A 24,220-nucleotide genomic window follows, 5' to 3' on the forward strand; every position below is an offset into this window, starting at 1 on the left:
TTATAGACCTTGCCCGTATTGCCATTCAAGGGTTGTGAGCTGCCCCGCACGCTGCTGCGTGAATTCCTGGGGCAGCAGGTGCGGCGGCGATAGGTCAAAGCTTCGGCAACTGCCCGATACGCCCCATCATTTCCGTGACGATCTGCAGGTCCAGCATGAACTGTTCGACGGTCTTGAACTCGTTGTCGTTGTGCCCGGTGTACTTGACGTCGGGCATGGCCAGGCCGAATTGCACGCCGTTGGGCAGTTCATGTACCGAGGTGGCACCGGCGGAGGTGCCGAACTGGTGTTTCATGCCCAGGTTTTCGCTGGCCACGGCCAGCAGGGCCTTGACCCATTCACCTTCGGGGTTGCGGAACATCGGTTCGGCGATCGAGTAGTCGAAGGCTGGCGCGATCCCGGCCTTGTTGCTCCAGGCACTGAGCTTGTCGGCGATTTCGTTCTTGAGCACTTCGGGAGACTTGCCCTTCGGCACCCGCAGGTTGACTGCCAGCTTGAAGGTTTTGTCGTCCATGCCGACGTAGGTCAGGGAAGCGGTTAGCGGTCCCATGAAAGCATCGGCAAAGCCCACCCCCAGTTTGCTACCCAGGTAGTCCAGGCCCCAGTTGTCGGCGGCGTAGCGGGCTGCGTCGGTGATCTGGTTGTGCTTGAGCGCGACCTTACCGTCGAGGCCGTTGATGAAGTCGAGCATCCGGGCCACCGGGTTGACCCCAGACTCAGGCTCGGAGGAGTGAGCGGAAACGCCAGTGACGATCAGTTGCACGTCTTTGCCGACGACCTTGGCGGTCACAGTGAAATTGCCACCGTTGCGCTTGGCGTAGTCGGCGCCGGCTTGTTGCAGGCTGGCGGCCAGTTCGGCGGGTTGCTCGGTGAGCAGGGTGGCGACCGAGGTCGACGGAATCTGGTTGGTCGCCAGCCCGCCGGTCATGGTGCTGATTTCGGCGCCTTTGCCCTCGGCGGTGCGCCGGGTAAAACTGGCCATGACCGTGCCGTAGCCTTTCTCGGCGATCACCACCGGGTAGCCGCCATCCAGGGCCAGGTTGTAGTTGGGCGTCGGATTGCGCTCGAAGTAATAGGGGATGGCATCGCCGCTGGTTTCCTCGGTGGTGTCCACCAACAGCTTGAAATTGCGCGCCAGTGGCAGCTTCTCGTCCTTGATGATCTTCATCGCGTAGAGGGTCACCACGATGCCGTTTTTGTCATCCTCGGTGCCGCGGCCGTACATGCGGTCGCCAATCAGGGTGACCTTGAACGGGTCCAGCCGGGTGCCGTCTTCCAGTACCCAGTTCTCTGGCGTCACGGGCACCACATCGGCGTGGGCGTGGATGCCGACGACTTCATCGCCAGCGCCGTCGAGGGAGATTTCATAGACCCGGTTGTCGATGTTGCGAAATTTCAGATTGAAGGCCTCGGCCAGGCCCTTGATCTTGTCGGCGATCTTGAGGAACTGCGGATTCTCGTGCTGCGGTACGCCTTCGATCTCGAAGGTCGGGATGGCCACTAGTTCGCGCAGGGTCTCGGTGGCAGCGCTGCCATATTTGACTCGCGCGTAGAGGCCCAGCAGGCGATGGATTTCATTCTGCTGCTCGGCGTTCAGGCTCTGGTTGGCGAGGAAGGCATTGATGGCCGGGGCGAGGTCGTCGTTTTTCGCCAGCTCGCTTTTGGCCAGGCGCGTGAGGAACTGCCTGAAGTCCGTGACTGAGCTGTTGTTGAAGGTCTTGAGGATGGCCGCGCTTTGTTGCGGGGTGATATTGGCGTGGGCCGGCGTGGTGAACGACGCCAGGCTGGCCAGCATCAGGGTGGTTGCGGCCAGGTGCTTGAGGGAAAAATCCATGGTGGTGGGCATTCCTTTGCAGGGGTGTAGGGGAGATGAAACAAATCATTTCCAAATTAACACCACAAGGCTACGAAAGGGCAGCCCCTGAAGTGGGATCTGTCCCACAGAAATGTAAGTGCGCCCCACATGCCCAATCCTGAGCAAGGCGCCTGTACTTGCCAGCGCAGCCTTACGGTCTAGCGGGTTGTGGACGTTGATCGACAGGTGGCCAGATCTTTTCCATCTCGAGCACTTCAACCGATCCGCCGGGGGACTGGACCGTTGCCGACAGCGCTGGGAGCATTTTTTTGTCCTGAGTGCGGGGCTGGCGGTCAAAGTTGACGGTTACGCGAGTGCCGTCGGCGAATTGTGAGCGCTGTACCAGGCGGTCGCGGGACAGGGATTCAAAGTGAGTCATGGCCTGGGTGAACAAGCGCTGATGCAGGGGCGAAAAGACCCGGTCATAGGCTTGAATCAACGGCAGGTCGCGACGCAGCACCGGGTCGCTCAGGTGATACAGCGGTGGCACCATGTACAACAGTTGCAGCAATGCCGTCTGGTCGCGTTCGGTGGTGAACTTCAGCGAGCCATATTCCCAATGATGGGTGCTGACGATGCTGTCGTGCAGGGCAATTTCATACAGTGGCAGGCGAAACTGTGGACGCGTCACATAACGCGCTACCGAATCCGCCAGCGGTACGGGTTGAAAGTACAGTGAGGGTGCTTCCGGCGGCCAGTATCGGCCTCGGTAGTAAGGTGAGCGGGGATCCTGGATGGCGGGGTCCATCCAGGCAAAAGGCGGTGTCAGCACACCGTGGGCAAACGCCACCTGTGCGGCAAACATGGAAAGCACGCCCTCACTTCCGGTGACCAGGCCATGGGTCAGGGCAGGGTACTCCAGGCGCCGACGGTGGGCCTGGGCGTCGTCAGCCTGATTCATTTCCCGCCCAGGCGTGTAGTCCTCCAACATGGGGCCGGCGCCGTCGACGTCGAGAAAATAGCTGTTCAACTGCCCGGCCCCAGCGACGGCACTGATGCGCCGCTGGGCATAGGGCTCGACGACCTGAGGGTTGGCATACACCCCACGACCTGCAAAACCGACCGCAAGTTTACCGTCCTGGTCACGATAACCCGCGCCAGCCAGCGCATTGCCCATTTGCGCGGTTGGCCAGGTATTGGCCAGGTCCTCCCGATGGGCGCTGCCATAGCTGTCATATACCCCCACCAGATACCCTGCGGCTTTGGCAGCGGCCACGGCCTCGGGGCGCCAGAAACTCGATAGCCAGTTATCGGCGCCCAACCAGGCGCGCTGTAGTCCGGCTGTGCGCAAGGCATCGATGGTGCTGGTGGACAGTCCATCGCCCCATTGTGCCGGCGGCTGCAGGGTTTCACCGAAGGTCTCCAGCAGTTGTTCGCGAACCGTGCGCCCCCAGGCTACTTCGGCCATGGGGTCGTGCTTGCCCGGCAGCGGCGCCACTGGCATGCGGGGCACTGTCTGGCGCAGGCCGCTGTTGAGGGCGTGGATCAATGGCTGTCGCCGCCAGGTGCTGAGACTGCCGTTGACCGACTCGTTGAACGCCGCTTCGAATAGGTCCCGGGTCTGCGTGTCAAACAGCTGCCACACGCGAGCGGCCAGGCTCCCCGATACCTGTCGGCCCGCCTGCAGGCGCTGGAGAAAGCCAGGCCAGTCGGCGATGTCGGCGGCTTTCAACAACCCGCTGTCCCAGAGATAGATGTGGGCGGCACCGCCGAGTCTGGCGGTGGCAGGCAGGGTCTTGATCTTTTCGTCCAGCGAGACGAACTGGCCGGTTTGTTGCAACCAGTCTCGGTAACGCCGCGCCCCGGCCATGACGTCCGGGCCGGCAATGTGCAGGCGTACGATGTAGGGTGCGTCCGGGGCCAACCGGGTGAATGCATGGCGCAGTCGCATTTGCGGGCGCCCTCCGGTATCGACAATCGAAAATTCCGTGTTCAGCGGCGTCTCGACCATCCAGGTGAGCGAGTGCTTCTTGCGCAGTTCGGTCCAGAACGGCATCGACAATGCACCGGCGACACTTTCGTTTTGATAGCGGCGTACCAGCCAGTCCAGCCAGCCCGGATCGGTACTGGGTACGTAGTTGCCCTCGCCAAAGGGAAAGGCATAAGCGTCGATCGCAGAAGGTTGGGCCGAGATCGGCCAATCCAGCGTGGCGGGTTGTGCGGCGCGGATGCTGACCTGGAGGTCATTCTGGTCGCGCGTGACGGCGATATCGAAACGCTGTCGCCCCTGCTGGATCTTCCATCCTTCGGCAGTCAGGGGGGTGGTGTTTGCACCGCTGAAAGCGGGAGCCGCGAGGGGCAATGTGGGACCTGTAGGTGGCATGAGTTCGATGGCCAGGGTAGCCCGATCGATTCGCCAGGTACCGGCTGCCGTTGGCACTTCGTGCCAGTCCGTGACTGCGGCGAGGGCATTTACACTCAGGCCGCAGAGCAGCAACAGCAATATCCCACGAAGTACCTGCCAGGCCATGCCTCGACTCCTTGTCGTCGTCAATCACGCTAGCGCATGGGTTCGAGCAGTAAACAGCGGTCTTGCGCCGGTGACTGACTACCGTACTCATCGCCGTCGCCACTGCCAACGGGTTGTTGCGTGAAATGCATTCAACATGTAAGCGCCGGGATGGAACTAACCTTCACGTCAGCCTCTATATTTCAACGGCCCCCAAAAAAACAAGGAACGCTCCATGTCCAGATCTCGTGCGTTGATTGCAGCTGTTACGTCTCTTGCATTGGTTTGCGGCTCGGCGCTGGCATGGGCCGATCCAGGGAATGGCAAGGGCCAGGGGAACGGCAAGGGAAACCCGCCCAATAGCCAGGCGCATGGCAATCAAGGTGGGCATGGCAACCAGGGCAAAAACCCCGCAGGCGGTGATTGGGGTAACGGTCCGAGCATCAACCGCAGCAGTGTGCTGGGAATTGTCGGCGGCTACCGGGACTACTGGAGCCCCGGACCGGCCTTGCCGCCTGGGATTCAGAAGAACCTCGCACGGGGCAAGCCCCTGCCGCCCGGCATCGCCAAGAAGCTCGATGGCCGGCTGGTTGGCCACTTGCCCCATTACGATGGCTACGAGTGGCAGCAGGCGGGTACGGACTTGATTTTGGTGGCCTTGGCTACCGGGCTGATTTATGAAGTGCTCACGGGAGCCTTTGATTAACGCACCCGGCTGTGGGCCTCCATCCGTCGTGTGGCTTGAACTGGATGGGGTTTTTCGCGTCTGACCCTATGCGGTATCCACCCTTATCGGAAGCACATCATGCTTTTAAAGAACAAAAGTCTGTTTGCTGTTATGTCCTGCGCCCTGATGCTTGCAGCAGCGCCTTTACTCCCTGCTGACCTGTCCATCATGAACTCCGCCTATGCGAAGGAAGGTGGTGGTGGTGGTGGTGGTGGTGGTGGTGGTGGTGGTGGTGGTGGTGGCGGCGGTCACGGCGGTGGCGGTGGCGGTGGCGCAGGTGCTGGCCATGGTGGCGGCACCGGTGGCGGTCACGCCGGCTCGGGTCACTCGGGCAGCAATGGCCAGGGCAAGGGGTTGAGCAGCGATCACGCCGGCAAGGCCGTTCGCGATCATGGTGTCAGCGGCAATCAATACGGCAGTGAGCGTAACGATGACCGTGGGCATGGCACCACGACTTCGGGCATTGCCCAGTCCAAAGATACCCGTGGCGTGACTAAGGCCACTGCAATTTCGACTTCGACACCTGGCGATCACAACACCAAAGGCTTGAGCAAGGCCGGGCCATCGGCAACCAAAAAATCCTATTGATCGACCTTCGCTGCACCCACACGACACCTGTGCGCGTTGCGCGCAAGGGTGTCGTGGCACTTCAGCCGGGTCAGTGCGTCTTTGGCCGGTGAATCAGCAAGTGCTCAGTCGCCGTTGTACTTGTGCGCTGGCCGGCTACCTGGAACCGGACGAGCGCTGTGCCGGCCGAATGGCTCGGAGGCGCTGAGAATCGACAGTTCGATGCGTCCGCAGTGTGGGCACAGGGCCTTGATCTTGGCCTTGGCCGCGCTGTCGGTGTCGGCCATCACTTCGCCGTAGACCGCGTGCTGGGCGTGATCTTTCGGGTAAGCGGTGTAATCGTAGAGCCGCATGGTTCAAACCTGAGGTGGAGAGTCTGCCGCCGAACTCAAAGGTATAGGTCGCCAAGGCCGGTTCGTCCAGTGTCGGGTTTGAAAGGTGACTGGCGGTTCACCTTGCTACATCGGCTTTACGCTCAGTCACCCCGGCAGGGCAGGCTGCGAGTCCTTGAACTGGGCGAGCTCCAGGGTGATTTCCTTGGCCACCTGATTGATTTCGCCGCGCAGCCATTTGTGCGCGGGCGATGCGTGCAGGCGTTCGTGCCAGACCTGGGAGACGGTGAATCCCGCCACTGCTACTGGCGGTTCGAACAGTTGCAGGGGGACTTCCTTGGCGATGCGCAGGGCCGTCAGCTCGGCGATCATACCGATCATGTCGGTTTGCGAAATCAGGATGTGCGCCAGCAGGAAGTGCGGCACCGTCAGGGAGGTCTTGCAGCGGATGTCATGTTGTTCGTAGAGGCTGTCGATGGCCTCCTTGACCGCCCCATGGTTGCTGCTGATACGCAGGTGCTTGCCGTTGCGAAATTGCTCCAGGGAGAGGCTGCCGTTGATCTCTGGGTGGCCGACGCGCACCACTGACTTGAGCCGGTCGGAGAATAGTTTGCGCACGTGGAAGTTGGCCGGGGCAGTCTTCTCGTTCCAGATGATCAGGTCGAGCTTGCCGTCCTTGAGCAGCGGCAGATCCTCTTTGGGGCGCAGCGGCTGGATGTTCAGCTCGACCCCGGGCGCGACCTCGGCGAGGCGCACCATCAGGCGCGGCAAGAGGATAAAACCGATGTAGTCGGTGGTGGCGATTTCGAAGCTGCCCTGGAATTGCCCGGGGTCGAAAGCCTTGACCGGCTCGATCAGCTTGTTCAGCGCCGCCAGGCTCTGCTGCAACGGCTCCACCAGCTCCAGGGCGCGGCTGGTCGGCAGCATGCCACGGCCCATGGAGACGAACAGTGGATCGTTGAACAGCACGCGCAGGCGAGCCAGGGTATGGCTCACCGCCGACTGGGTCATGTTCAGTTGCTCGGCGGTGCGGGTGACGTTGCACTCGTTGAGCAGGCAAAAGAACACGTGCAAGGATTTCATATCGACGTTTTGCATGTGCCGGGCGCTGGCCTCGCGGTGAAGGATGGACAATACCGGCCGCCACTTTACCGAGGTTTGCGCCCGAAAGCTGGTCAACGCTTCAGACCATCGGCACCAGCGTATGGGCGAAGTCCTTGCGCCGCTCCATCAGTTGCAGGGTCTGGGCCTGCGCCGCCTGGAGCAAGGCCGTCTCGTCGACCAGGGTACTGCGGCCGTTTTCCAGGATCACCTTGCCGTCCACCAGCACGGTTTTCACGTTCGAGCCACGGGCCGAGTACACCAGGTTCCACAGCACGTTGGTCTGTGTCCCTTCCCAGACGATCGGGCACATGTTCGGCTGAGCCAGGTCGAGCAGCAGCAGGTCGGCACGCTTGCCGACTTCGATCGAGCCGATCTCCCGGTCCATGCCCAGTACCCGGGCACCCTCGATGGTTGCCATGCGCAAGGCGACATTCGCCGGCAGGGCGGCGGCATCCAGACGGTGGGCCTTTTGCAGCAGTGAGGCGAATTTCATTTCTTCGAACAGGTCGAGGCTGTTGTTGCAGACGTTGCCGTCGGTGCCCAGGCCGACGCGGATGCCGGCGGCGAGCATTTCCGGAACCCGGGCGATCCCGCTGGCCAGCTTGGCGTTGCTGCTGGGGCAGTGGGCGACCGCGGTGCCGGTGTCGGCCAGGCGCTTGATCTCTTCATCGTTGAGCCAGACGCAGTGGGCGATCAGGGTCTTTTCGCCGAGGATGCCCATCTGGTCCAGCATCGGGATCGAGCGTTTGCCGAAGTGCTGGAGCACCGCCTGTTCTTCCTCCTTCTGCTCGCAGGCGTGGGTGTGGATGCCGATCCCGTAGTCGCGCGCGCAGTCGCGGGCATGGGCGTAGGCCTTGGGTGAGCAATAGAACAGGTGCTCCAGCCCCATCCACACTCGCACGCGGCCGTCGTGGGCCATGTGATGGGTTTCGATCAGCTTGCGGTTGGCCTCCGGGCTTTCGAAGAAGTCTTTGCCGGGCAGGTCTGCGGCATAGGGCGCCAGATGTACTCGAATGCCGATTTCGCCGGCGGCGTCGGCGCAGCGGTGCATGAAGCGGTACATGTCCATGACGCAGGTGGTGCCGCTCTTCAGGGCTTCCAGGTAGCACAGGCGCGCGGCGTGGTAGGCGTCCTCGGCGTTCATGGCGCGGTGTTCGAGCTGGTAGTAGGGCAGCCATTGCATCAGCGGCATGTTTTCGGTGATGCCGCGCATCAGGCTGGAGTGCGAGTGGGCATCGACCAGGCCTGGCAGCAGGGCCATCTGGCCTTGGCAATCGATGACTTTGGCGTCGGCGGGCAGGGGCATGTGTTCGCCCTGGCCGATGGCTTCGATGACGCCGTCGCGGATGACCACGTGGCCGTTGGCGAGGACCTGGTCCTGGGGGTTGACGGTGAAGATGATGGCGTTGCGGATCACGGTGTAGGTCATGGGTGGGTCCTTGTTTTTTTATGGTTGGAGGGGGGGCGCACGAGGCGGCCTGCTGGGTTCTTACTGTAGGAGCGAGCACCCGCTTGCGGCGCCCGCTGCGGCGCCCGCTTGCGGCTAGCGGCTTGCTCGCGATGGCGACTTGCGCCACACCATAGATCTCGGCAATGCCCCCAATCCCCCCACCTAATACTGCACCCGCATCACCAAGAACACCGACAACGCCGCCACCCACCACATGATGGGCTTGACCGTGTGTGCCTTGCCGATCAGCAACTTGAGCAGGACAAAGACAATGAAGCCCAGGGCGATGCCCAGGGTGATGGAGTAGGTCAGGGGGATCAGCAGGATCACCAGGAATGCCGGGATCGCTTCTTCATAGGACTTCCAGTCGATTTTGCTGATGGTGTCCATCATGAACACGCCGATCATGATCAGCACCGGCGCGGTGGCGATTGCCGGGACCAGGGACAGCAGGGGGGAGAGGAACAGGAATGGCAGGAACAGCACGGCGGCGACCAGGGCGACCATGCCGGTGCGACCGCCCTGGGAAATGCCGGCGGCCGATTCAATGTAGGCCGTTGCCGGGCTGGTGCCCAGGGGCGCGGAGGCCAGGGCCGCGAGGGCGTCGACGTGCATTGACTGCTTGATGTTGCGCGGGTTGCCGTCGGCGTCCTTGAGGTCGCCCGCTTCGGAGATGCCGAGAAAGGTCGACAGCGACTCGAAGAAGTTGGTGAACACCAGCACGAAGATGTACGGCAGGTACTCGATGTGCAGCGAGCCCAGCAAGTCGACCTGGCCGAGGAAGCTGAAGTCCGGCGCGGCGAACAGGCCGCTCCAGTTGACCAGCGTGACCGTGCTAGCGCCCTCGGGCCAATAGGCTGTGGCATCGCCCCACAGGCGGCCGATCGGGATCGCCAGCAAGGTGGTGCAGATGATCCCCAGGATCAGCGCCCCCGGCACCTTGCGCGCCACCAGGGCAATGGTGATCACCAGGCCTGCGAGGAAGGTCAGGATGATCGGATTGAACGGTGCCGCGTGCACCACGGTGAACGGGTCGGCGCTGATGAACTTGGCGTTCACCAGGCCGATCAGTGCGATGAACAGGCCCATGCCACAGGAAATCGCATTGCGCAGGCTCGCCGGGATGCCGTCGATCACCGCCTGGCGCACGTTGAAGAATGCCAGCACAGTGAAGATCACACTGGCCCAGAGCACGCAGCCCAGGGCGATCTGCAGCGGGATCTTGGCCCCGACCACCATGGTGTAGGCGAACAGGATGTTGATCCCCATGCCGGGGGCGATGAGGATTGGGTTGCGCGCGTACAGGGCCATCGCCAGGGTGCCGAGAAAACTCACCAGCACAGTGGCAGTGACCCCGGCGGAGAAGGGGATGCCGGCCGCCGCGTTGATGTCCGGGTTGACCACGATCACGTAGGCCGCCGCGAGGAAGGTGGTGGCCCCGGCGATGATCTCGCGCCGCAGGGTCGAACCTTCGCGATGGATGCCGAAGTAGTTTTCCAGCCATAACCTGAGTCTTGCGATTAACCCGATGGGCGCATCGCGCAAACTGACCGGTTGGTTCATGTTGATCTCCTCAAAGCGGCAAGGCTCGGTTGTTTGTTGTTGTTATATTTTTTTGGTTTGATTCGAGTCGAACATGGGTCAGGCGGTTGCAGTGGCGAAAATCCCCGACATCACAGTGAAACCGGGCAAGCGTTTGATCCGGTCGGTCCAGCGCCGGATCGCGGGGTAGTCGATCAGGCTGATGCCAGCCTCGTCGGACAACATCACATAGGGAAAGCAGGCGATGTCGGCCACGGTCGGCAAAGGTCCGCTGCAGACCCATCCCTGGTGTTGCCGCTCGCTGAACCACAGTTGTTCGTCGAGGATGCGGAACAGGGCGTGGGCGCCGTCGCGGGCTTTTTCGGCGTCAAGATCATAGTTGAAAACATCCGCCAGGCGCGCGGCCGAGGCAGTGGCTGTGATGCCGTCGGCAAATGCCAGCCACATGTTGACCTCGCCCAGGCGGCGCGCGTCCTGCACCGGGTACCAGGTGCCGCTGGCATCGTAGCGGGCGGCCAGGTAGGTGAGGATCGCCTGGGCGTCGCGCAGGACATATCCGTGGTCGTCGAGCACCGGCAACTGGCCGAGGGGGTTGATGGCCAGGAAGGCCTCGCCCTTGTGCTCCTTGCCCGGGTAGAACTCCAGGTCCACCGTGCTGAAACTCACGCCCAGCAGGTTCATGAACAGGCGCAGCTTGTAGCAGTTTCCGGACAGCTCGTAGTTGTAGAGTGTGATCACCTGCCTGCTCCCTTAAAGATCGAGCACCAACAGCTCGGATTTGCTGCGCGATACGCAAGGCATCAGGCAGCGGTTGGCTTGCCGCTCTTCGCGGGTCAGATAGACGTCGCGGTGCTCCGGTTCGCCATCCACCACCGCAGTGCGGCAGGTCCCGCACACACCTTGTTCGCACGAGGTGTCCAGCGTTATCCCGCGGGCCTTGAGGCTGTCCGCCAGGCTGACGCCGGCCGCTACGGTAAATTCCTCGCCGCTGCGTTGCAGGCGTACACGGAAGGGGTGGTCGTGGTCGTGGCTGACCTCGTTGGCGAACAGTTCGAAGTGCACCTGGCTGTCGCTCCAGCCGGCTTCGCTGGCCAGGGTGCTGACCAGGTCGATCAGGGCCTTGGGGCCGCAGACATACAGGTGGGTGCCGGCACTCGCCTGTTGCAGCACGATGCGCAGGCGTTCGCGGGTCTGCTGCGGGTCCAGGCCGGTGTGGATGCAGTTGTGCCGCAGCTGATGCAGGCGCTCGGGGAACGCCACGTGGGATTCGCTGCGCACGAAATAATGCAACTCGTAGGGCCGTTCGGCGGCCTGCAGGGCCGCGCCCATGGCCAGCAGCGGGGTGATGCCGATCCCGCCGGCAATCAGAATCCCGGCGGTGCCTGGGACCAGGCGAAAATTATTCTTCGGCGCCGAGATGCGCAGGCGCTCGCCGGCTTTGAGGTCGTGGTGCATCGAACGAGAACCACCACGCGACTGCGCCTCCAGCTTGACCCCGATCACCAGGTGCTCACGCTCGTCGGGGGCGTTGACCAGCGAGTACTGGCGCACCAGCCCGCCGGGTGTATGCACATCGATGTGGGCACCTGCTTCGAAGCTGAAGCCGCCATCGGCGGGCAGGGCCAGCTTGAGGGCGACGATCTCGCTGGCGGTGGTCCAGTGCTGCAACACCTCGACTTCCAGGGTCTGCGCCGGACGGCGTACCACTGTGGCGGGCGCGATGCGCAGGCTGTCAGGGGGCCGGCTGCTGGCGATCAGTCCGGCCTGGTTTTCCAGGCGCTGGCGCAGCACGTTGAGGATCCGGTTATGCCAGCGCAGTGGGTCGATGCCGGGGCGCCCGACGAGGGTGCTGCTGTGCACGATGGTGCGCTCGGCACTCGCCGGCTGTAGCCAGAATTGCACCTGGCAGGGCTGCTCGGCGCTGCGCCAGGACAGTTGCAATGTGTTGTCGGTCTGTTGCAGTTGCACCGAGTCGAGCTGGCAGTCCGGATCCAGTTGGGCGTAACCGGCCAAGGCCTGGCGCACGTCGTCGAGGGCGGCCTGGAAGGGCAGGCTGCGCAGGTGCAAAGCCAGGGGTGGCAAAGCCGCTGCTGGCAGTTCTTGAGCCTGTTGCGCCTGCAGGTTGACCCAAATCATCCCGTGCGCTTCGCTCACCGCAAAGGTCCGCGCGCACACGCTGGCCGGCGGGGTGCTTTGCGAGGCCGCCGGAATCAGCGTGCAGCGGCCATCACCGCCCTGGTACTGCCAGCCGTGGTATTGGCAGCGCAGCCGGGAGCCGAGGTTGACGCCCAGGGTGAAACGCACGCTGCGGTGCGGGCAGCGGTTTTCCCAGGCGTTGACGCGCTGCTCGTCATCGCGCCAGAGCGCCAGTTCCACTCCCAGCAACTGACCGTGAAACACATGGCGTAGGGCAAGGTCGCTGCTCTGCGCCACCGGGTGCCAACGATTATCGGTCTGCTTCATGGCTGGCCTCCTGCAGCCTGTGTCGGCTGGTAAGTGCCGTAGCGAATGCCCTTGTCGCGCAACCAGCGGCGATAGGCACTGGACATCGCGTCGGCCCGGGTCGGGATCTCGAATTTCGGGTCCAGGGGCAGAGTCCGGGGCAGGTGGTTGGAGAGGATCATCAGGTCCTGGCTGAAAATGGTCTGCTGGAACAGGCGCAGATCGCGGTCGCTGCTGGTGGCGTCGACATAGGCCAGGACCACGTGGGCGATGCACCACTCTTCATCCAGCGGCTGGACAAACAGGCAGATGGCGTCGCGTCGCTCTGGCTGCTCGGGGCTGGTCTTGTACAGAATGGCGACGAAGGGGCGGGTCACGCGGTACACGTAGTGCGCCTCGATCGCTTGTTTCGACCCGGCGGCTGCCATGGGCTGGAATATGCGGCAGTCGGTGGCCAGGATCTCGTCCCGCTCCTGGTCGACCTCTACCTTATAAGTGCTGATATCGGTGTAGGGTTCGGCCCCGAGAAAGCCGGTATGGACGTAGGGGAAGTGCGCCATGTCGAGAAAGTTTTCCACCACGCGCAGGCCTGAGGCATGCACCTTCATCGAACCGGCCCCCAGCACCCGGCGGTCTGGTTCATCGAACTCCGCTATCTGGAAAAATTCCGCGTCAGGTTCGCCCAGGCAGACCCAATGGGTGTGATACAGGGTCGTGGTGCGACAAGGCGCGCCGCTGTCGTCGGCACGGATGGCGCTGAAGTGGCCCGCGCCGTCGCGACCAAAGCGGACCTCGTGGCCCAACAGCTGCGTACGGTAAATCCTGCCATCGACCAGGTCTTCCACGACGGCCAGTGGATACCACTGGTTCCAGATGCTCGATTCGATGCTCATAGGTTCCTCACCGGCGGATTTTTGTTTTTCCCCGACAGTAGAGAAATCCACGGCATGAAACTAACGAGTAATGCTAATGGCTGGTATGAAAAAAAATACTACCTGGAAAAATGACCGGGTAGGCACCGCCAACATCGCCGATGGCGGTGTGTCAGGCGCTATCAATGTTGAAAATTCCGGCCCCATCGCGAGCAAGCTCGCTCCTACAGCGATGGGGCCGGTCCAGTCTTCCCCTTAGTGAGAATGCCGTGGCTCGCCGCTGCGGGCGATGATGCGCAGGTGCAGGGTGGCCGGTTCCAGGCAGCCGCCGGTGGACAGTTGCCCGACCAGTTGCCGGTAGAGTTCCTGCCACGGGGTTTGCGAGGCCGGGATGTTTGGCTCCCAGGCTGCTCGGCGACGGGCCATTTCGGCTTCGTCGACCAGCAGGTTGACCGTCCGCGCATTGAGGTCGACGCTCAGCCGGTCATTGGTTTTCAGCAGGGCCAGGCCACCGCCCACGGCGGCTTCCGGGGACATGTTGAGGATCGACGGGCTGGCCGAAGTACCGCTCTGACGGCCGTCGCCCAGGCACGGCAGGGAGTCGATGCCTTGCTTGATCAGCGCCGCGGGTGGGGCCATGTTCACCACCTCGGCACTGCCGGGGTAACCCACGGTGCCGACGCCACGGATCACCAGGATGCAGCGCTCGTCGATTTCCAGCGCCGGGTCGTTGATCCGCGCGTGATAGTCCTCCGGCCCCTCGAACACGATGGCCCGGGCTTCGAAGCTGTTCTCCGCGCCGGGTTCCGACAGGTAGGTCTTGCGGAACGCTTCGCCCACCACCGACATCTTCATGATCGCGCTGTCGAAGAAGTTGCCGCTGAGCACGATGAAGCCGGCGCGGTGCTTGAGCGGAGTGTCGAAGGGGTGGATCACGTCGGTGTTGCTGGTCAGGGTGCTGCGCACGATCTCGCCGATGGTCTGGCCGCTGACGGAGGCGCAGTCCTCGTGCAGGCGACCGGCCTTTTGCAGTTCGTGCATCACCGCCGGTACGCCGCCGGCGCGGTGGAAACCTTCGCCCAGATACTTGCCGGCCGGCATGCAGTTGACCAGCAGCGGCACGTCTTCGCCAATCCGTTGCCAGTCATCCAGGCTCAGCTCGACGCCCATGTGCCGGGCGATGGCGATCAGGTGCGGTGGGCAATTGCTCGAGGCGCCCAGGGCCGAGGCCACGGCAATGGCGTTCTCGAAGGCTTCGCGGGTCATGATCTGCGACGGTCGCACATCCTGGCGCACCAGCTCGCAGATGCGCTTGCCGGTGGCATAGGCCATCTGGCCGCGCTCGCGATAGGGCGCCGGAATGCTCGCGCAGCCGGGCAGGGACATACCCAGTGCCTCGGCCAGGGCGTTCATCGACAAGGCCGTGCCCATGGTGTTGCAGTGACCCACCGAAGGCGACGCCGCGGTGGTCATTTCCATGAAGCCTTCGTAGTCGATATCGCCGGCGGCGAGCAGGTTGCGCGCATGCCAGAGCACGGTGCCGGAGCCGATCAGTTCACCCTTGTGGTGACCGTCGAGCATCGGCCCGCCCGACAGCACAATCGCCGGCAGGTCGGTGGTCGCGGCCGCCATCAGGCAGGCCGGCGTGGTCTTGTCGCACCCGGTGGTCAGTACTACGCCATCGAGTGGATAGCCGTGGAGGATTTCCACCAGCCCCAGGTAGGCCAGGTTGCGGTCCAGCGCGGCGGTGGGACGGCGAGTCTGCTCGGCAATCGGGTGCACCGGGAATTCCATGGGAATGCCGCCGGCATCACGGATCCCGGCCTTGACCCGTTGCGCCAGCTCCAGGTGGTGCCGGTTGCAGGGCGTCAGGTCGCTGCCGGTCTGGGCGATGCCGATGATCGGGCGACCCGATTGCAGCTCTTCACGGGTCATGCCGTAGTTCATGTAGCGCTCGACATACAGCGCCGTCATGTCGGCGTGGGCCGGGTCGTTGAACCATTGCTCGCTACGCAGCGGGCGTTTCGGGGTGTCACTCATGATTCATAGCTCTCTTATAATTGGATGAATCGACAACCGGCGTCGGGCTTTAGCGGGCGAGCAGGCCTCGGGACGCCAGGTTGCGCAACAAGGCGCCGACGCCAAAGGTCCAGGGCGTGGCGGCAGAACTGTGGGTCACGCGGTTGTGCAGGCTGCCGAGCAACGGGCTGCTGATGCGTACCTGGTCGCCCAGTTTGTGGGTGAAGCCGCTGCCGACGTGATCACGGTCCTCGGTCGGGGCGAACAGGGTACCGAGAAACAGCAGGAAACCGTCGGGATATTGGTGATTGGTGTTGAGGGTCTGCCCGGCCAAGTCCTCGGGATCACGGCTGATCTGGCTCATGGAGCTGGAACCGTGCATCCGGTAGCCGTCCGTGCCCTCGACCTGCAAGTCGACCACACAGGCGCGCACATCGTCCAGGCTGAACTGCTCGTCGAACAGGCGAATGAACGGGCCGATGGCGCAAGACGCGTTGTTGTCCTTGGCCTTGCTCAGCAACAGCGCGCTGCGACCCTCGAAATCCCGCAGGTTGACGTCGTTACCCAGGGTTGCGCCGTGGATCTGCCCGCGGCTGTTGACCGCCAGCACCACTTCCGGCTCCGGGTTGTTCCAGATCGAGCCGGGATGAATGCCGATCTGGCTGCCGCTGCCGACGGCGGCGAGCACCGGCGCCTTGGTGAAGATTTCCGCGTCCGGGCCGATGCCCACTTCCAGGTACTGCGACCACATGCCTTGTTCGATCAACAGTGCTTTCAACTGCGCCGCTTGTGCGGAGCCGGGCACGATCGAGCGCAGGTTGTCGCCAATCACCCCATGGACGATAGCCCGCACCTGCTCGGCCTTGCCAGCATCGCCACCGGCCTGCTCTTCGATGACGCGCTCGATCATGCTCGCGGCGAAGGTCACGCCAGCGGCCTTGATCACTTGCAGGTCCAGCGGTGGCAGCAGGTAGGGTTGGCTCGGGTCGGCATCAGGACCGGTATTGGCCAACAGGTTTTCGACGCTGGTCAGGAACGTGCCGGGGGTTTGGCGTACTTCGGCCAGGGGCGCGTCCGACTCCAGCAAGTCACTCAGGGTCGCGAAGCGCTGCGACAGATCGAACACGCCATCGGTCCGCAGGACAATCAGCGAAGGGCCGGCAATCGGCCCTGGAACCCAGGCGCGACCAATCAAGGTACCGGCCACGCCATCGACCGGCAGGGTGTTCTCGGGAGTAAGCAGTAACGACATGGCAAATCTTCCTGGTCCGTAAAGGCTTCACGCTATGACTGGCACTCGATAAACTCCAATGAGATATTTTCAGTAATCGATAACTCCTGGTTATTGTTTGACGAGGCACACCCATGTCCGAACTGTCATTCTCCAGCTTCTGCGGCTGGCTCAAATTCCGCCATCTGCTGCTGATCGACACCCTGGGCCGCACCCGCAACATGCACTTGGCGGCGCAGCAGATGAACCTCAGCCAGCCGGCTATCAGCAAGATGCTCAAGGAAATCGAAAGCCTGCTGGGGTTTGCCTTGTTCGAGCGCCAGCCGCGCAGCATGCCGCCCACGGCGCTGGGCGAGCATGTCTTGCGGTATGCGCAGATCGCTCTGAATGACGCACGTTCGTTCGTCGAGCAGATCGGCAGCCTGCGTGAGGGCGGCCATGGTCATCTCAAGGTCGGCGGGATTTTTGCCGCCACCGCCATCGCCCTGCCCGAGGCGATTCTGCAGATCAAGCAGCGCTGGCCGCTGTTGTCGATCGAGGTGGTGGAGCAGACCAGCAACCACCTGATGGAGATGCTCGAAGAGAAAAAACTCGACCTGGCGGTGGCCCGGTTCACCGAGCACAGCCAGGAGCAACGCTACGACTTCCAGCCGCTGGCCCCGGAACCGTTCTGCATCGTGGTCAACAGCCGCCACCCGCTGGCAGACGCCGGGCCGATCTCCTTGCAGCAGTTGGTGGACCTGCCGTGGATTCTGTACCCGGTGGGCACGCCGATTCGTGCGCGCATGGAACTGGCCTTCGCCGAGGCTGGGGTGGCGCTGCCGCGCAATACCGTCGACACCATCTCGATGCAGACCTTCCTCCAGGTCCTGCAGCGCGGGCCGATGATCGGCATGCTGCCGGATGCCATGGTCTATCCACTCCTGGAAAACGGCCAGTTGAAAGCCCTCGACACGCCCCTGCACCTGGCGCCACAGGACTACGGCATCCTCACCCGCAAGGGCGAGCAACTGGTGGGGGCGGCCCTGGAGTTCGCGCAGATCCTCACGGACAACGCCCGCCTGGCCAGGGACCAGGTGGCTGAAAGTGCGGCAGTCGCAGGTGAAACTCGATAACGCTTGGTTATCGGTTAATCCAAAAATGCCATTGGGAAAGAATCGATTCGCGGCAGTAGAGTACCGACCAGATTTCACTCTGGGTCAGGAGACTGTCATGCCCGAACTGTCTGGTCACAACTTCATCGCCGGTGGCCGTAGCGCCGCCGGCTCCGTGGTCCTGCACAGCGTTGATGCGACTACCGGGCAGCCGCTGCCCATCGCCTTTATCCAGGCCACGGCCGAGGAAGTGCACGCTGCTGCCACGGCGGCCCATCAGGCCAGCGCGATCTACAGCAATTTGCCGGCCGAGCGCCGGGCCGAATTCCTCGACACCATCGCCAGCGAGCTGGATGCCCTGGACGAGCAATTCGTCGCCCTGGTCTGCAGCGAAACCGCCTTGCCAGCGGCGCGCATCCAAGGCGAACGGGCCCGCACCAGCGGGCAGATGCGCCTGTTCGCCCAGACCTTGCGCCGTGGTGACTTCCTCGGTGCGCGGATCGATTTGCCGCTGCCCCAGCGCCAGCCTCTGCCACGGGTCGATCTGCGTCAGTGCCGCCTGGGCGTCGGCCCGGTCGCGGTGTTTGGTGCCAGCAACTTTCCCCTGGCCTTTTCCACCGCCGGTGGCGACACCGCTGCGGCCCTGGCCGCTGGCTGCCCGGTGGTGTTCAAGGCCCACAGCGGGCACATGGCGACGGCCGAGCAGGTGGCCTTGGCAATCATTCGCGCCGCGGAGAAGACCGGCATGCCGGCCGGGGTGTTCAACATGATCTTCGGTGCCGGCGTCGGTGAGGCGCTGGTCAAGCATCCGCTGATCCAGGCGGTCGGCTTCACCGGCTCGCTCAAGGGCGGCCGGGCGCTGTGCGACATGGCTGCTGCCCGGGCGCAACCGATCCCGGTGTTCGCCGAGATGAGCAGCATCAATCCGGTGCTGGTGCTGCCGCAGGCGCTGCAGGTGCGCGGCGAGCAGATCGCCCGCGAACTGGCCGCCTCGGTGGTGATGGGCGCCGGACAGTTCTGTACCAATCCGGGCCTGGTGATCGGCATACGTTCGCCAGCGTTCAGCGCTTTCCTGCAATCGCTCAGCGTGCTGATCGCCGAACAACCGGGGCAAACCATGCTCAACGCGGGCGGCCTGCGCAGTTACGTCGAAGGCTGCGCCACCTTGCGCGCCCATCCCCAGGTCACGCACCTGGCCGGGCAGGCGCAGGAGGGCAATCAAGCCCGGGCGCAACTGTTCCTGGCCGACGTCCAATTGCTGCTCAGTGGTGATGAACTGCTGCAGGAAGAAATCTTCGGGCCGGCCACCGTGGTGGTGGAAGTGGCTGATCGCGCTGAATTGCTGGCGGCCTTGCAGGGCCTGCGCGGGCAACTGACCGCCACCCTGCTGGGTGAGCCGGACGAGCTGGCACACGCTGCCGACCTGGTGGCGTTGCTGGCGCAGAAAGTCGGCCGGGTGCTGGTCAACGGTTACCCGACCGGCGTCGAGGTCTGTGACGCCATGGTCCACGGCGGCCCTTGGCCGGCGACTTCCGACGCCCGTGGCACCTCGGTGGGCACCCTGGCCATCGACCGTTTCCTGCGTCCGGTGTGCTACCAGAACTTCCCGGATGCCTTGCTTCCCGAAGCGCTGCGCAACAGCAATCCATTGGGGCTGACGCGCCTGGTCAACGGAGAAAAAACCACCCAGGCACTCTAGTCCACGCTGCATCGCCGGGTGAATTGCTCGCCCGGCGTGACCCATTCGATAAAAACAATCAGGCATGTCCACATGCCCAGGGGTTATCTCCATGCAAACGATATCCGAGCATCTGCCCGCGCAGGCGCAAGCCAGCGAACTCGACTTTGAAGACCGCACCTACCGCAAAGTGATCTGGCGCATCCTGCCGGTGCTGCTGCTGTGCTACATGGCCGCCTACCTGGACCGGGTCAATATCGGCTTCGCCAAGCTCGACATGCTCAACGAGTTGCAATTCAGCAACACCGTCTACGCCCTTGGCGCCAGCATGTTCTTCTGGGGCTACTTCCTCTTTGAAGTGCCCAGCAACCTGTTGCTGCATCGCTTCGGCGCGCGCTTCTGGATCGCGCGGATCATGCTCAGCTGGGCGGTGATCTCCATGGCAGTGGCCTACACGGTGCCGCTGGCGGGGTTCTTCGGGCTTGAGTCGAGCACCATGTTCTATGTGCTGCGATTCCTGCTGGGGATCTGTGAAGCGGGCTTCTTTCCCGGGGTGATCCTGTACCTCAACTACTGGTTCCCGACCCATCGCCAGAGCCGGGTGATGTCCGGGTTCCTGATGGCCATGCCGATCAGCCTGACCCTCGGCGGAATCCTCTCCGGCTGGCTGATGAACAGCATGCAAGGGGTGCATGGGCTGTCGGGCTGGCAGTGGATGCTGATCATCGAAGGCATTCCTTCGATCATCATGGCCTTCGTGGTCATCGTTTGCCTGGCCGATAACATCGACAAGGCCAAGTGGCTGTCAGCCGCCGAGAAAGCCATGCTCAAGGCCAACCTGCAGACCGACAACCAGGGCAAGGTGTCGCGTCTGGGCGAGGTGTTCTTCAACCCGCGCGTGTGGTTGCTGGTGCTGATCCTGCTGACCTTCAACACCGGCTTCTATGGCCTGGCGTTCTGGATGCCATCGATCATCAAGAGCACCGGCATCACCAACAGCCTGCACATTGGCCTGCTGACCGCGATTCCCTATGCGGTAGCCACGGTGGCGATGCTGCTCAACGCACGCCACTCCAACCGAACCGGCGAGCGCCGGCTGCATGCGGCGATTCCGGCCTTCATCGGCGGCGCCGGGCTGATCCTCAGCGCCTTTTTTGCCGACAACCTGATGCTCTCCGTGCTGTTCCTCAGCGTCGCCGCCTCGGGGATCCTCAGCCTGATGCCGATTTTCTGGACCTTGCCAGGCACCGTGCTGTCGGGTGTGGCGGCAGCAGCCGGGATCGGCATGATCAACGCCATCGGCAACCTGTCCGGCTTCACCGGCTCGATGATCACCGCCGTGGCCGAGAACCTCACGGGCAACATCAACAACGGTACTTACGTGCTGGCGGTGTGTCTGTTCATCAGCGGCGCGTTGATCCTGGCGATCCCTGCGGCGATGCTCGGCCGGACGGCGAAAACCGCGGCCAGCAGCGCTAACGTGGAGCGAGTATGAAGATGCACAACAAGCGGGTGCTGGTGACGGCGGCCGGGCAGGGCATCGGGCTGGCCAGTGCCATGGCCTTTGCCGAGGCGGGTGCGCAGGTGTTCGCCAGTGATATCGAGGTGCGCGGGCTGCAAGGGATTCCGGGTATCGAAGCCCTGACCCTGGACGTTACTTCGGCTGGCGCCATCAGCGAGGCCTGCCAGCGGATCGGTGGCCTGGATGTGCTGTTCAATTGCGCCGGGTATGTGCACAGCGGCAACATCCTGGAGTGCGATGAAGCGGCCTGGGCCCGGTCCATGGACATCAACGTGACCGCCATGTACCGGATGATCCGCGCGGTGCTGCCGGGCATGCTCGAGCGTGGCGGCGGTTCGATCATCAACATGTCGTCGGTGGTCTCCAGCGTCAAGGGTGTGCCCAAGCGTTTTGCCTATGCCGCGAGCAAGGCAGCGGTGGTGGGCCTGACCAAGGCGGTCGCCGCCGACTTTATCGGCCAGGGCATTCGTTGCAACGCAATATGCCCGGGCACCGTGGAATCGCCGTCGCTGCGCCAGCGGATCGCCGAGCAGGCGGCGCAGCAGGGCGTCACCGAGGCGCAGGTGTACCAGCAGTTCCTCGACCGCCAGCCCATGGGCCGTATCGGCAGCGCCGCGGAGATCGCCCAGTTGGCCGTGTACCTGGGCAGCGATGCCTCGGCCTACACCACCGGTGGCGTGCATGTCATCGATGGCGGCATGAGTATCTGAGCGCCACCCGGCACCTTTAATTAGCAGCAGGAGCGACACATGAAATTAGTGCGTTATGGCGACAAGGGTTCGGAAAAGCCGGGCCTGTTGGATGCCAACCAACAGCTTCGCGATCTCTCGGGCCACGTTGCCGACATCGCCGGGCAGACCCTGACTCCACAGGGCCTGGCGGCCCTGGCGGCGATCGACCCCGCCAGCCTGCCGCGGGTGCCAGGCCAGCCACGGATCGGCGCCTGCGTCGGCCAGGTGGGCAAGTTCATCTGCATCGGCCTGAACTACGCCGACCATGCCGCCGAGTCGAACATGGAAGTGCCCAAGGAGCCGATCATCTTCAGCAAATGGACCAGCGCCATCTGCGGCCCCAACGACAACATCGAGATCCCCCGTGGTTCGCTCAAGACCGACTGGGAAGTCGAACTGGGGGTGGTCATCGGCAAGGGCGGGCGCTACATCGATGAGGCTAATGCGATGGATCACGTCGCCGGTTACTGCGTGATCAACGATGTCTCCGAGCGCGCCTGGCAGTTGGAGCGCGGCGGCACCTGGGACAAGGGCAAGGGCTTCGACACCTTCGGCCCGATCGGCCCGTGGCTGGTCACCCGCGATGAAATCGCCGACCCCCATGCGCTGGACTTGTGGTTGGAGGTCGACGGTCACCGTTACCAGAAAGGCAACACCCGCACGCTGATCTTCAGCGTGCCGCAACTGATCGCCTACCTGAGCCGTTGCATGAGCCTGCAACCTGGCGACATCATCTCCACCGGCACCCCACCGGGCGTCGGCCTGGGCATCAAGCCCGACCCCGTCTACCTGCGCCCCGGCCAGACCATGCGCCTGGGCATCGCCGGCTTGGGCGAACAGCTGCAGGTGACGGTACAGGCGGATTGAGCCTCACCCCTCACCGCGGGATTGACAGGTGGGGGGCTGGGCCAACAGTATCGAGCCATGACCAGAACCCACCGCCTGAACATGATGTGCTGCTCCATGACCGCCGCTGGCGGGTCATGAGGTCAGGCGCGTTCAGGATATGACGTTATGACCCAAGGCCCCGCCAGCAATGGACGGGGCTTACCGGCGCTGCGGTTACCGGGGTGAGCAAACGTCCATCTACCATTCACCCTCGGGCCTGCAACTGGCTTGTGTGCCGATGGTGAAACAGCTGGGCTGAGCCCGGCCGTCAATCCTTGCCGGGATAACGCGTCTCCATCACCACCGACAGCGCGTCGGGGCGCCAGAATTCCTGGTCGAATTCCACCGGCTGGTCGGCCTCGCCGAAGTTCAGGCGCTCCAGGTAGACACTGGTGGAGCCCGGCGACAGTTGCAGCAGTTCGGCCTGTTGCTCATTGACCGTGCCGATGTGCATCTGCAATTCGCAGCGCGATTGCACCCGCGCAAAATGCTCGCGCAGGACCCGGGTCAGAGAGGTGTCGAGGTCGACGTCGAGCAGGCCCGGGCACCAACTGGCGAGCAGCGCGTTGAATTCCAGCAGCACCGGACGCCGGTCGATCCAGCGCCGGCGTTGAAGAAAAAACACCGGCTCTTGTGCCGACTCCAGCCCCATGCGTCGGGCCAGCCAACTGCCGGCCGGGCGCAATTCGGCCTGCAGGCATTCGGTGCGCGGTGTGCGCCCCTGGGCACTGACGTAGTCCATGAAGCCACTGATGCGCGTCGGGTCGTAGCGGATGCGCTGCGGGCTGACGAACCAGCCGCGACGATTCTCGCGGTACACCCGGCCTTCGGCTTCCAACTGCTGCAAGGCCTGGCGCAGGGTCACCCGGGTGCAGCCGAAACGTTCGATCATGTCCCGTTCGGAAGGGAACTTCTGGTCGGCCTGGGGGATGCCGTTGGCGAGGTCCTGGGCGATCTGCTCGCGGATCCGCTGGTAGTGCGGTGAGACTGGGTCAAAAGGCATGACGTGGGACGCCCGATGGCGGATCGAAGAGGACGATGGCGCCCGGGGACACCATCGACGGGTTACCTACACTAACCAATCGCCCGGCCAGCCGTCGAGGGCTGCGCGCCGCCGTCCGCAATCCCTGGCGCTGGCCGCTCCTGGCGCGCCAGGTCCTGCTGCCAGGCACGCAGGCCGTAGATCGCCAGCAGCACAAAACCGGCGTACAGCGCGGCGGTCAGGCGCAGGTCCTTGAACAGGAACAGGCCGACATACAGGCAGTCGAGGACGATCCACAACCACCAGCTGACCACGTACTTGCGTGCCGCCCAGACGCTGGCGACCAGGCTGAAGGCAGTGAGCGACGCGTCCATCCAGGGCACGGAAGCATCGGTGTAGGTGTGCATCAGGGCGCCGAGCAGCCCGGCACCGAGGGCCCCGCAGAGCAAGCCGAGCAGGCCTTCGCCCAGGGGCAGCCGCGCCACCCGTACCTTGCCTTGTTCCAGGTGGCCCTGGCTCCAGCGCCACCAACCGTAGCCTTGCAGCAGGGCGAAGATGCCCTGCAACAGGGTGTCGGAGTAGAGCTTGGCGTCGTAGAAAATCCAGGCATACAGCAGCACCGCCAGCACGCTGACCGGCCAGCACCAGCGGATGCGCCGGGCGGTCAGCCAGACGCCGAGGAGGTTGAGAATGACAGCGATGATTTCAAGATCGGACATAACGGTTTCCTCAAGC

General features: G+C 63.4%; 20 protein-coding genes and 1 pseudogene. 8 read left to right on the forward strand and 13 right to left on the reverse strand.

Annotated elements, in window-relative coordinates; all coding sequences use genetic code 11:
- Positions 1–94 precede the first annotated feature (94 nt).
- Together PspS04_RS11195 and PspS04_RS11200 are read right to left on the reverse strand one after the other, a co-directional pair.
- A complete protein-coding gene (locus PspS04_RS11195; RefSeq protein WP_159995232.1) occupies positions 95–1,834 on the reverse strand; it encodes a dipeptidase in 1,740 nt (579 codons plus the stop codon).
- Positions 1,835–2,006: 172 nt separating this feature from the next.
- On the reverse strand, positions 2,007–4,325 hold the full coding sequence (locus PspS04_RS11200) for a glycoside hydrolase (protein ID WP_159995234.1): 2,319 nt from the start codon (positions 4,323–4,325) through the stop codon (positions 2,007–2,009).
- 214 nt (positions 4,326–4,539) lie between these two features.
- On the opposite strand from PspS04_RS11200, the gene PspS04_RS11205 reads away from it, so the two are divergent.
- Both PspS04_RS11205 and PspS04_RS27455 read left to right on the forward strand, forming a co-directional pair.
- Positions 4,540–5,010: an anti-virulence regulator CigR family protein gene (locus PspS04_RS11205; RefSeq protein ID WP_095170393.1), complete on the forward strand. Its 471-nt coding sequence runs from the start codon at positions 4,540–4,542 to the stop codon at positions 5,008–5,010.
- Positions 5,011–5,109: 99 nt separating this feature from the next.
- A complete protein-coding gene (locus PspS04_RS27455; protein WP_162530189.1) occupies positions 5,110–5,619 on the forward strand; it encodes a hypothetical protein in 510 nt (169 codons plus the stop codon).
- Between the two features lie 104 nt (positions 5,620–5,723).
- Here the strand turns inward: PspS04_RS27455 and PspS04_RS11215 are convergent, their stop codons facing one another.
- From PspS04_RS11215 to PspS04_RS11255, 9 genes are all read right to left on the reverse strand, one after another.
- Positions 5,724–5,951 carry a hypothetical protein gene (locus PspS04_RS11215; protein WP_095170395.1) on the reverse strand — a complete coding sequence of 76 codons (228 nt, stop codon included), beginning with the start codon at positions 5,949–5,951 and terminating at the stop codon, positions 5,724–5,726.
- 126 nt (positions 5,952–6,077) lie between these two features.
- Positions 6,078–7,064, reverse strand: a complete 987-nt coding sequence (locus tag PspS04_RS11220) for a LysR family transcriptional regulator (protein ID WP_159995238.1) — start codon at positions 7,062–7,064, stop codon at positions 6,078–6,080.
- A 49-nt stretch (positions 7,065–7,113) separates the two neighbouring features.
- On the reverse strand, positions 7,114–8,463 hold the full coding sequence (locus PspS04_RS11225) for an amidohydrolase family protein (protein ID WP_159995240.1): 1,350 nt from the start codon (positions 8,461–8,463) through the stop codon (positions 7,114–7,116).
- Between the two features lie 183 nt (positions 8,464–8,646).
- Complete coding sequence (locus tag PspS04_RS11230) at positions 8,647–10,047, reverse strand: NCS2 family permease (protein ID WP_095170398.1); 1,401 nt, start codon at positions 10,045–10,047, stop codon at positions 8,647–8,649.
- 78 nt (positions 10,048–10,125) lie between these two features.
- Positions 10,126–10,764, reverse strand: coding sequence for a glutathione S-transferase family protein (locus PspS04_RS11235; protein ID WP_159995242.1), 639 nt, complete (start codon positions 10,762–10,764; stop codon positions 10,126–10,128).
- A 12-nt stretch (positions 10,765–10,776) separates the two neighbouring features.
- Entirely contained in the window at positions 10,777–12,489 is a 1,713-nt protein-coding gene (locus tag PspS04_RS11240; protein ID WP_159995244.1) for a Rieske 2Fe-2S domain-containing protein, read from the reverse strand.
- Positions 12,486–13,361, reverse strand: a complete 876-nt coding sequence (locus PspS04_RS11245) for an aromatic ring-hydroxylating oxygenase subunit alpha (protein ID WP_159995246.1) — start codon at positions 13,359–13,361, stop codon at positions 12,486–12,488. Before PspS04_RS11245 ends, PspS04_RS11240 begins: the two co-directional genes overlap by 4 nt.
- Before the next feature lie 234 nt (positions 13,362–13,595).
- A complete protein-coding gene (locus PspS04_RS11250; protein WP_095170402.1) occupies positions 13,596–15,380 on the reverse strand; it encodes an IlvD/Edd family dehydratase in 1,785 nt (594 codons plus the stop codon).
- A gap of 49 nt (positions 15,381–15,429) precedes the next feature.
- Positions 15,430–16,611: a fumarylacetoacetate hydrolase family protein gene (locus tag PspS04_RS11255; protein WP_159995248.1), complete on the reverse strand. Its 1,182-nt coding sequence runs from the start codon at positions 16,609–16,611 to the stop codon at positions 15,430–15,432.
- 113 nt (positions 16,612–16,724) lie between these two features.
- Between PspS04_RS11255 and PspS04_RS11260 the strand changes: the two genes are divergently transcribed.
- The 6 genes and pseudogenes from PspS04_RS11260 to PspS04_RS27760 all read left to right on the forward strand — a co-directional run.
- Positions 16,725–17,705, forward strand: a complete 981-nt coding sequence (locus tag PspS04_RS11260; RefSeq protein ID WP_159995250.1) for a LysR family transcriptional regulator — start codon at positions 16,725–16,727, stop codon at positions 17,703–17,705.
- A 97-nt stretch (positions 17,706–17,802) separates the two neighbouring features.
- Positions 17,803–19,383: an aldehyde dehydrogenase (NADP(+)) gene (locus PspS04_RS11265; RefSeq protein ID WP_159995252.1), complete on the forward strand. Its 1,581-nt coding sequence runs from the start codon at positions 17,803–17,805 to the stop codon at positions 19,381–19,383.
- A 91-nt stretch (positions 19,384–19,474) separates the two neighbouring features.
- Positions 19,475–20,857, forward strand: coding sequence for an MFS transporter (locus PspS04_RS11270; protein ID WP_159995254.1), 1,383 nt, complete (start codon positions 19,475–19,477; stop codon positions 20,855–20,857).
- Positions 20,854–21,594: an SDR family oxidoreductase gene (locus PspS04_RS11275; protein ID WP_159995256.1), complete on the forward strand. Its 741-nt coding sequence runs from the start codon at positions 20,854–20,856 to the stop codon at positions 21,592–21,594. Before PspS04_RS11270 ends, PspS04_RS11275 begins: the two co-directional genes overlap by 4 nt.
- A 39-nt stretch (positions 21,595–21,633) precedes the next feature.
- Positions 21,634–22,482: an ureidoglycolate lyase gene (locus tag PspS04_RS11280; protein WP_095170408.1), complete on the forward strand. Its 849-nt coding sequence runs from the start codon at positions 21,634–21,636 to the stop codon at positions 22,480–22,482.
- A gap of 181 nt (positions 22,483–22,663) precedes the next feature.
- A pseudogene (locus PspS04_RS27760) lies at positions 22,664–22,762 on the forward strand (GNAT family N-acetyltransferase); the annotation flags it as partial.
- A gap of 9 nt (positions 22,763–22,771) precedes the next feature.
- Here the strand turns inward: PspS04_RS27760 and PspS04_RS11285 are convergent.
- Both PspS04_RS11285 and pnuC read right to left on the reverse strand, forming a co-directional pair.
- The gene (locus tag PspS04_RS11285; RefSeq protein WP_159995258.1) at positions 22,772–23,506 is read right to left on the reverse strand and encodes a UTRA domain-containing protein; all 735 of its coding nucleotides are present in this window, start codon (positions 23,504–23,506) and stop codon (positions 22,772–22,774) included.
- A 71-nt stretch (positions 23,507–23,577) separates the two neighbouring features.
- On the reverse strand, positions 23,578–24,204 hold the full coding sequence (gene pnuC / locus PspS04_RS11290) for a nicotinamide riboside transporter PnuC (protein WP_095170411.1): 627 nt from the start codon (positions 24,202–24,204) through the stop codon (positions 23,578–23,580).
- Between the last annotated feature and the right edge of the window lie 16 nt (positions 24,205–24,220).

The organism is Pseudomonas sp. S04 (assembly GCF_009834545.1).
GTDB lineage: Bacteria > Pseudomonadota > Gammaproteobacteria > Pseudomonadales > Pseudomonadaceae > Aquipseudomonas.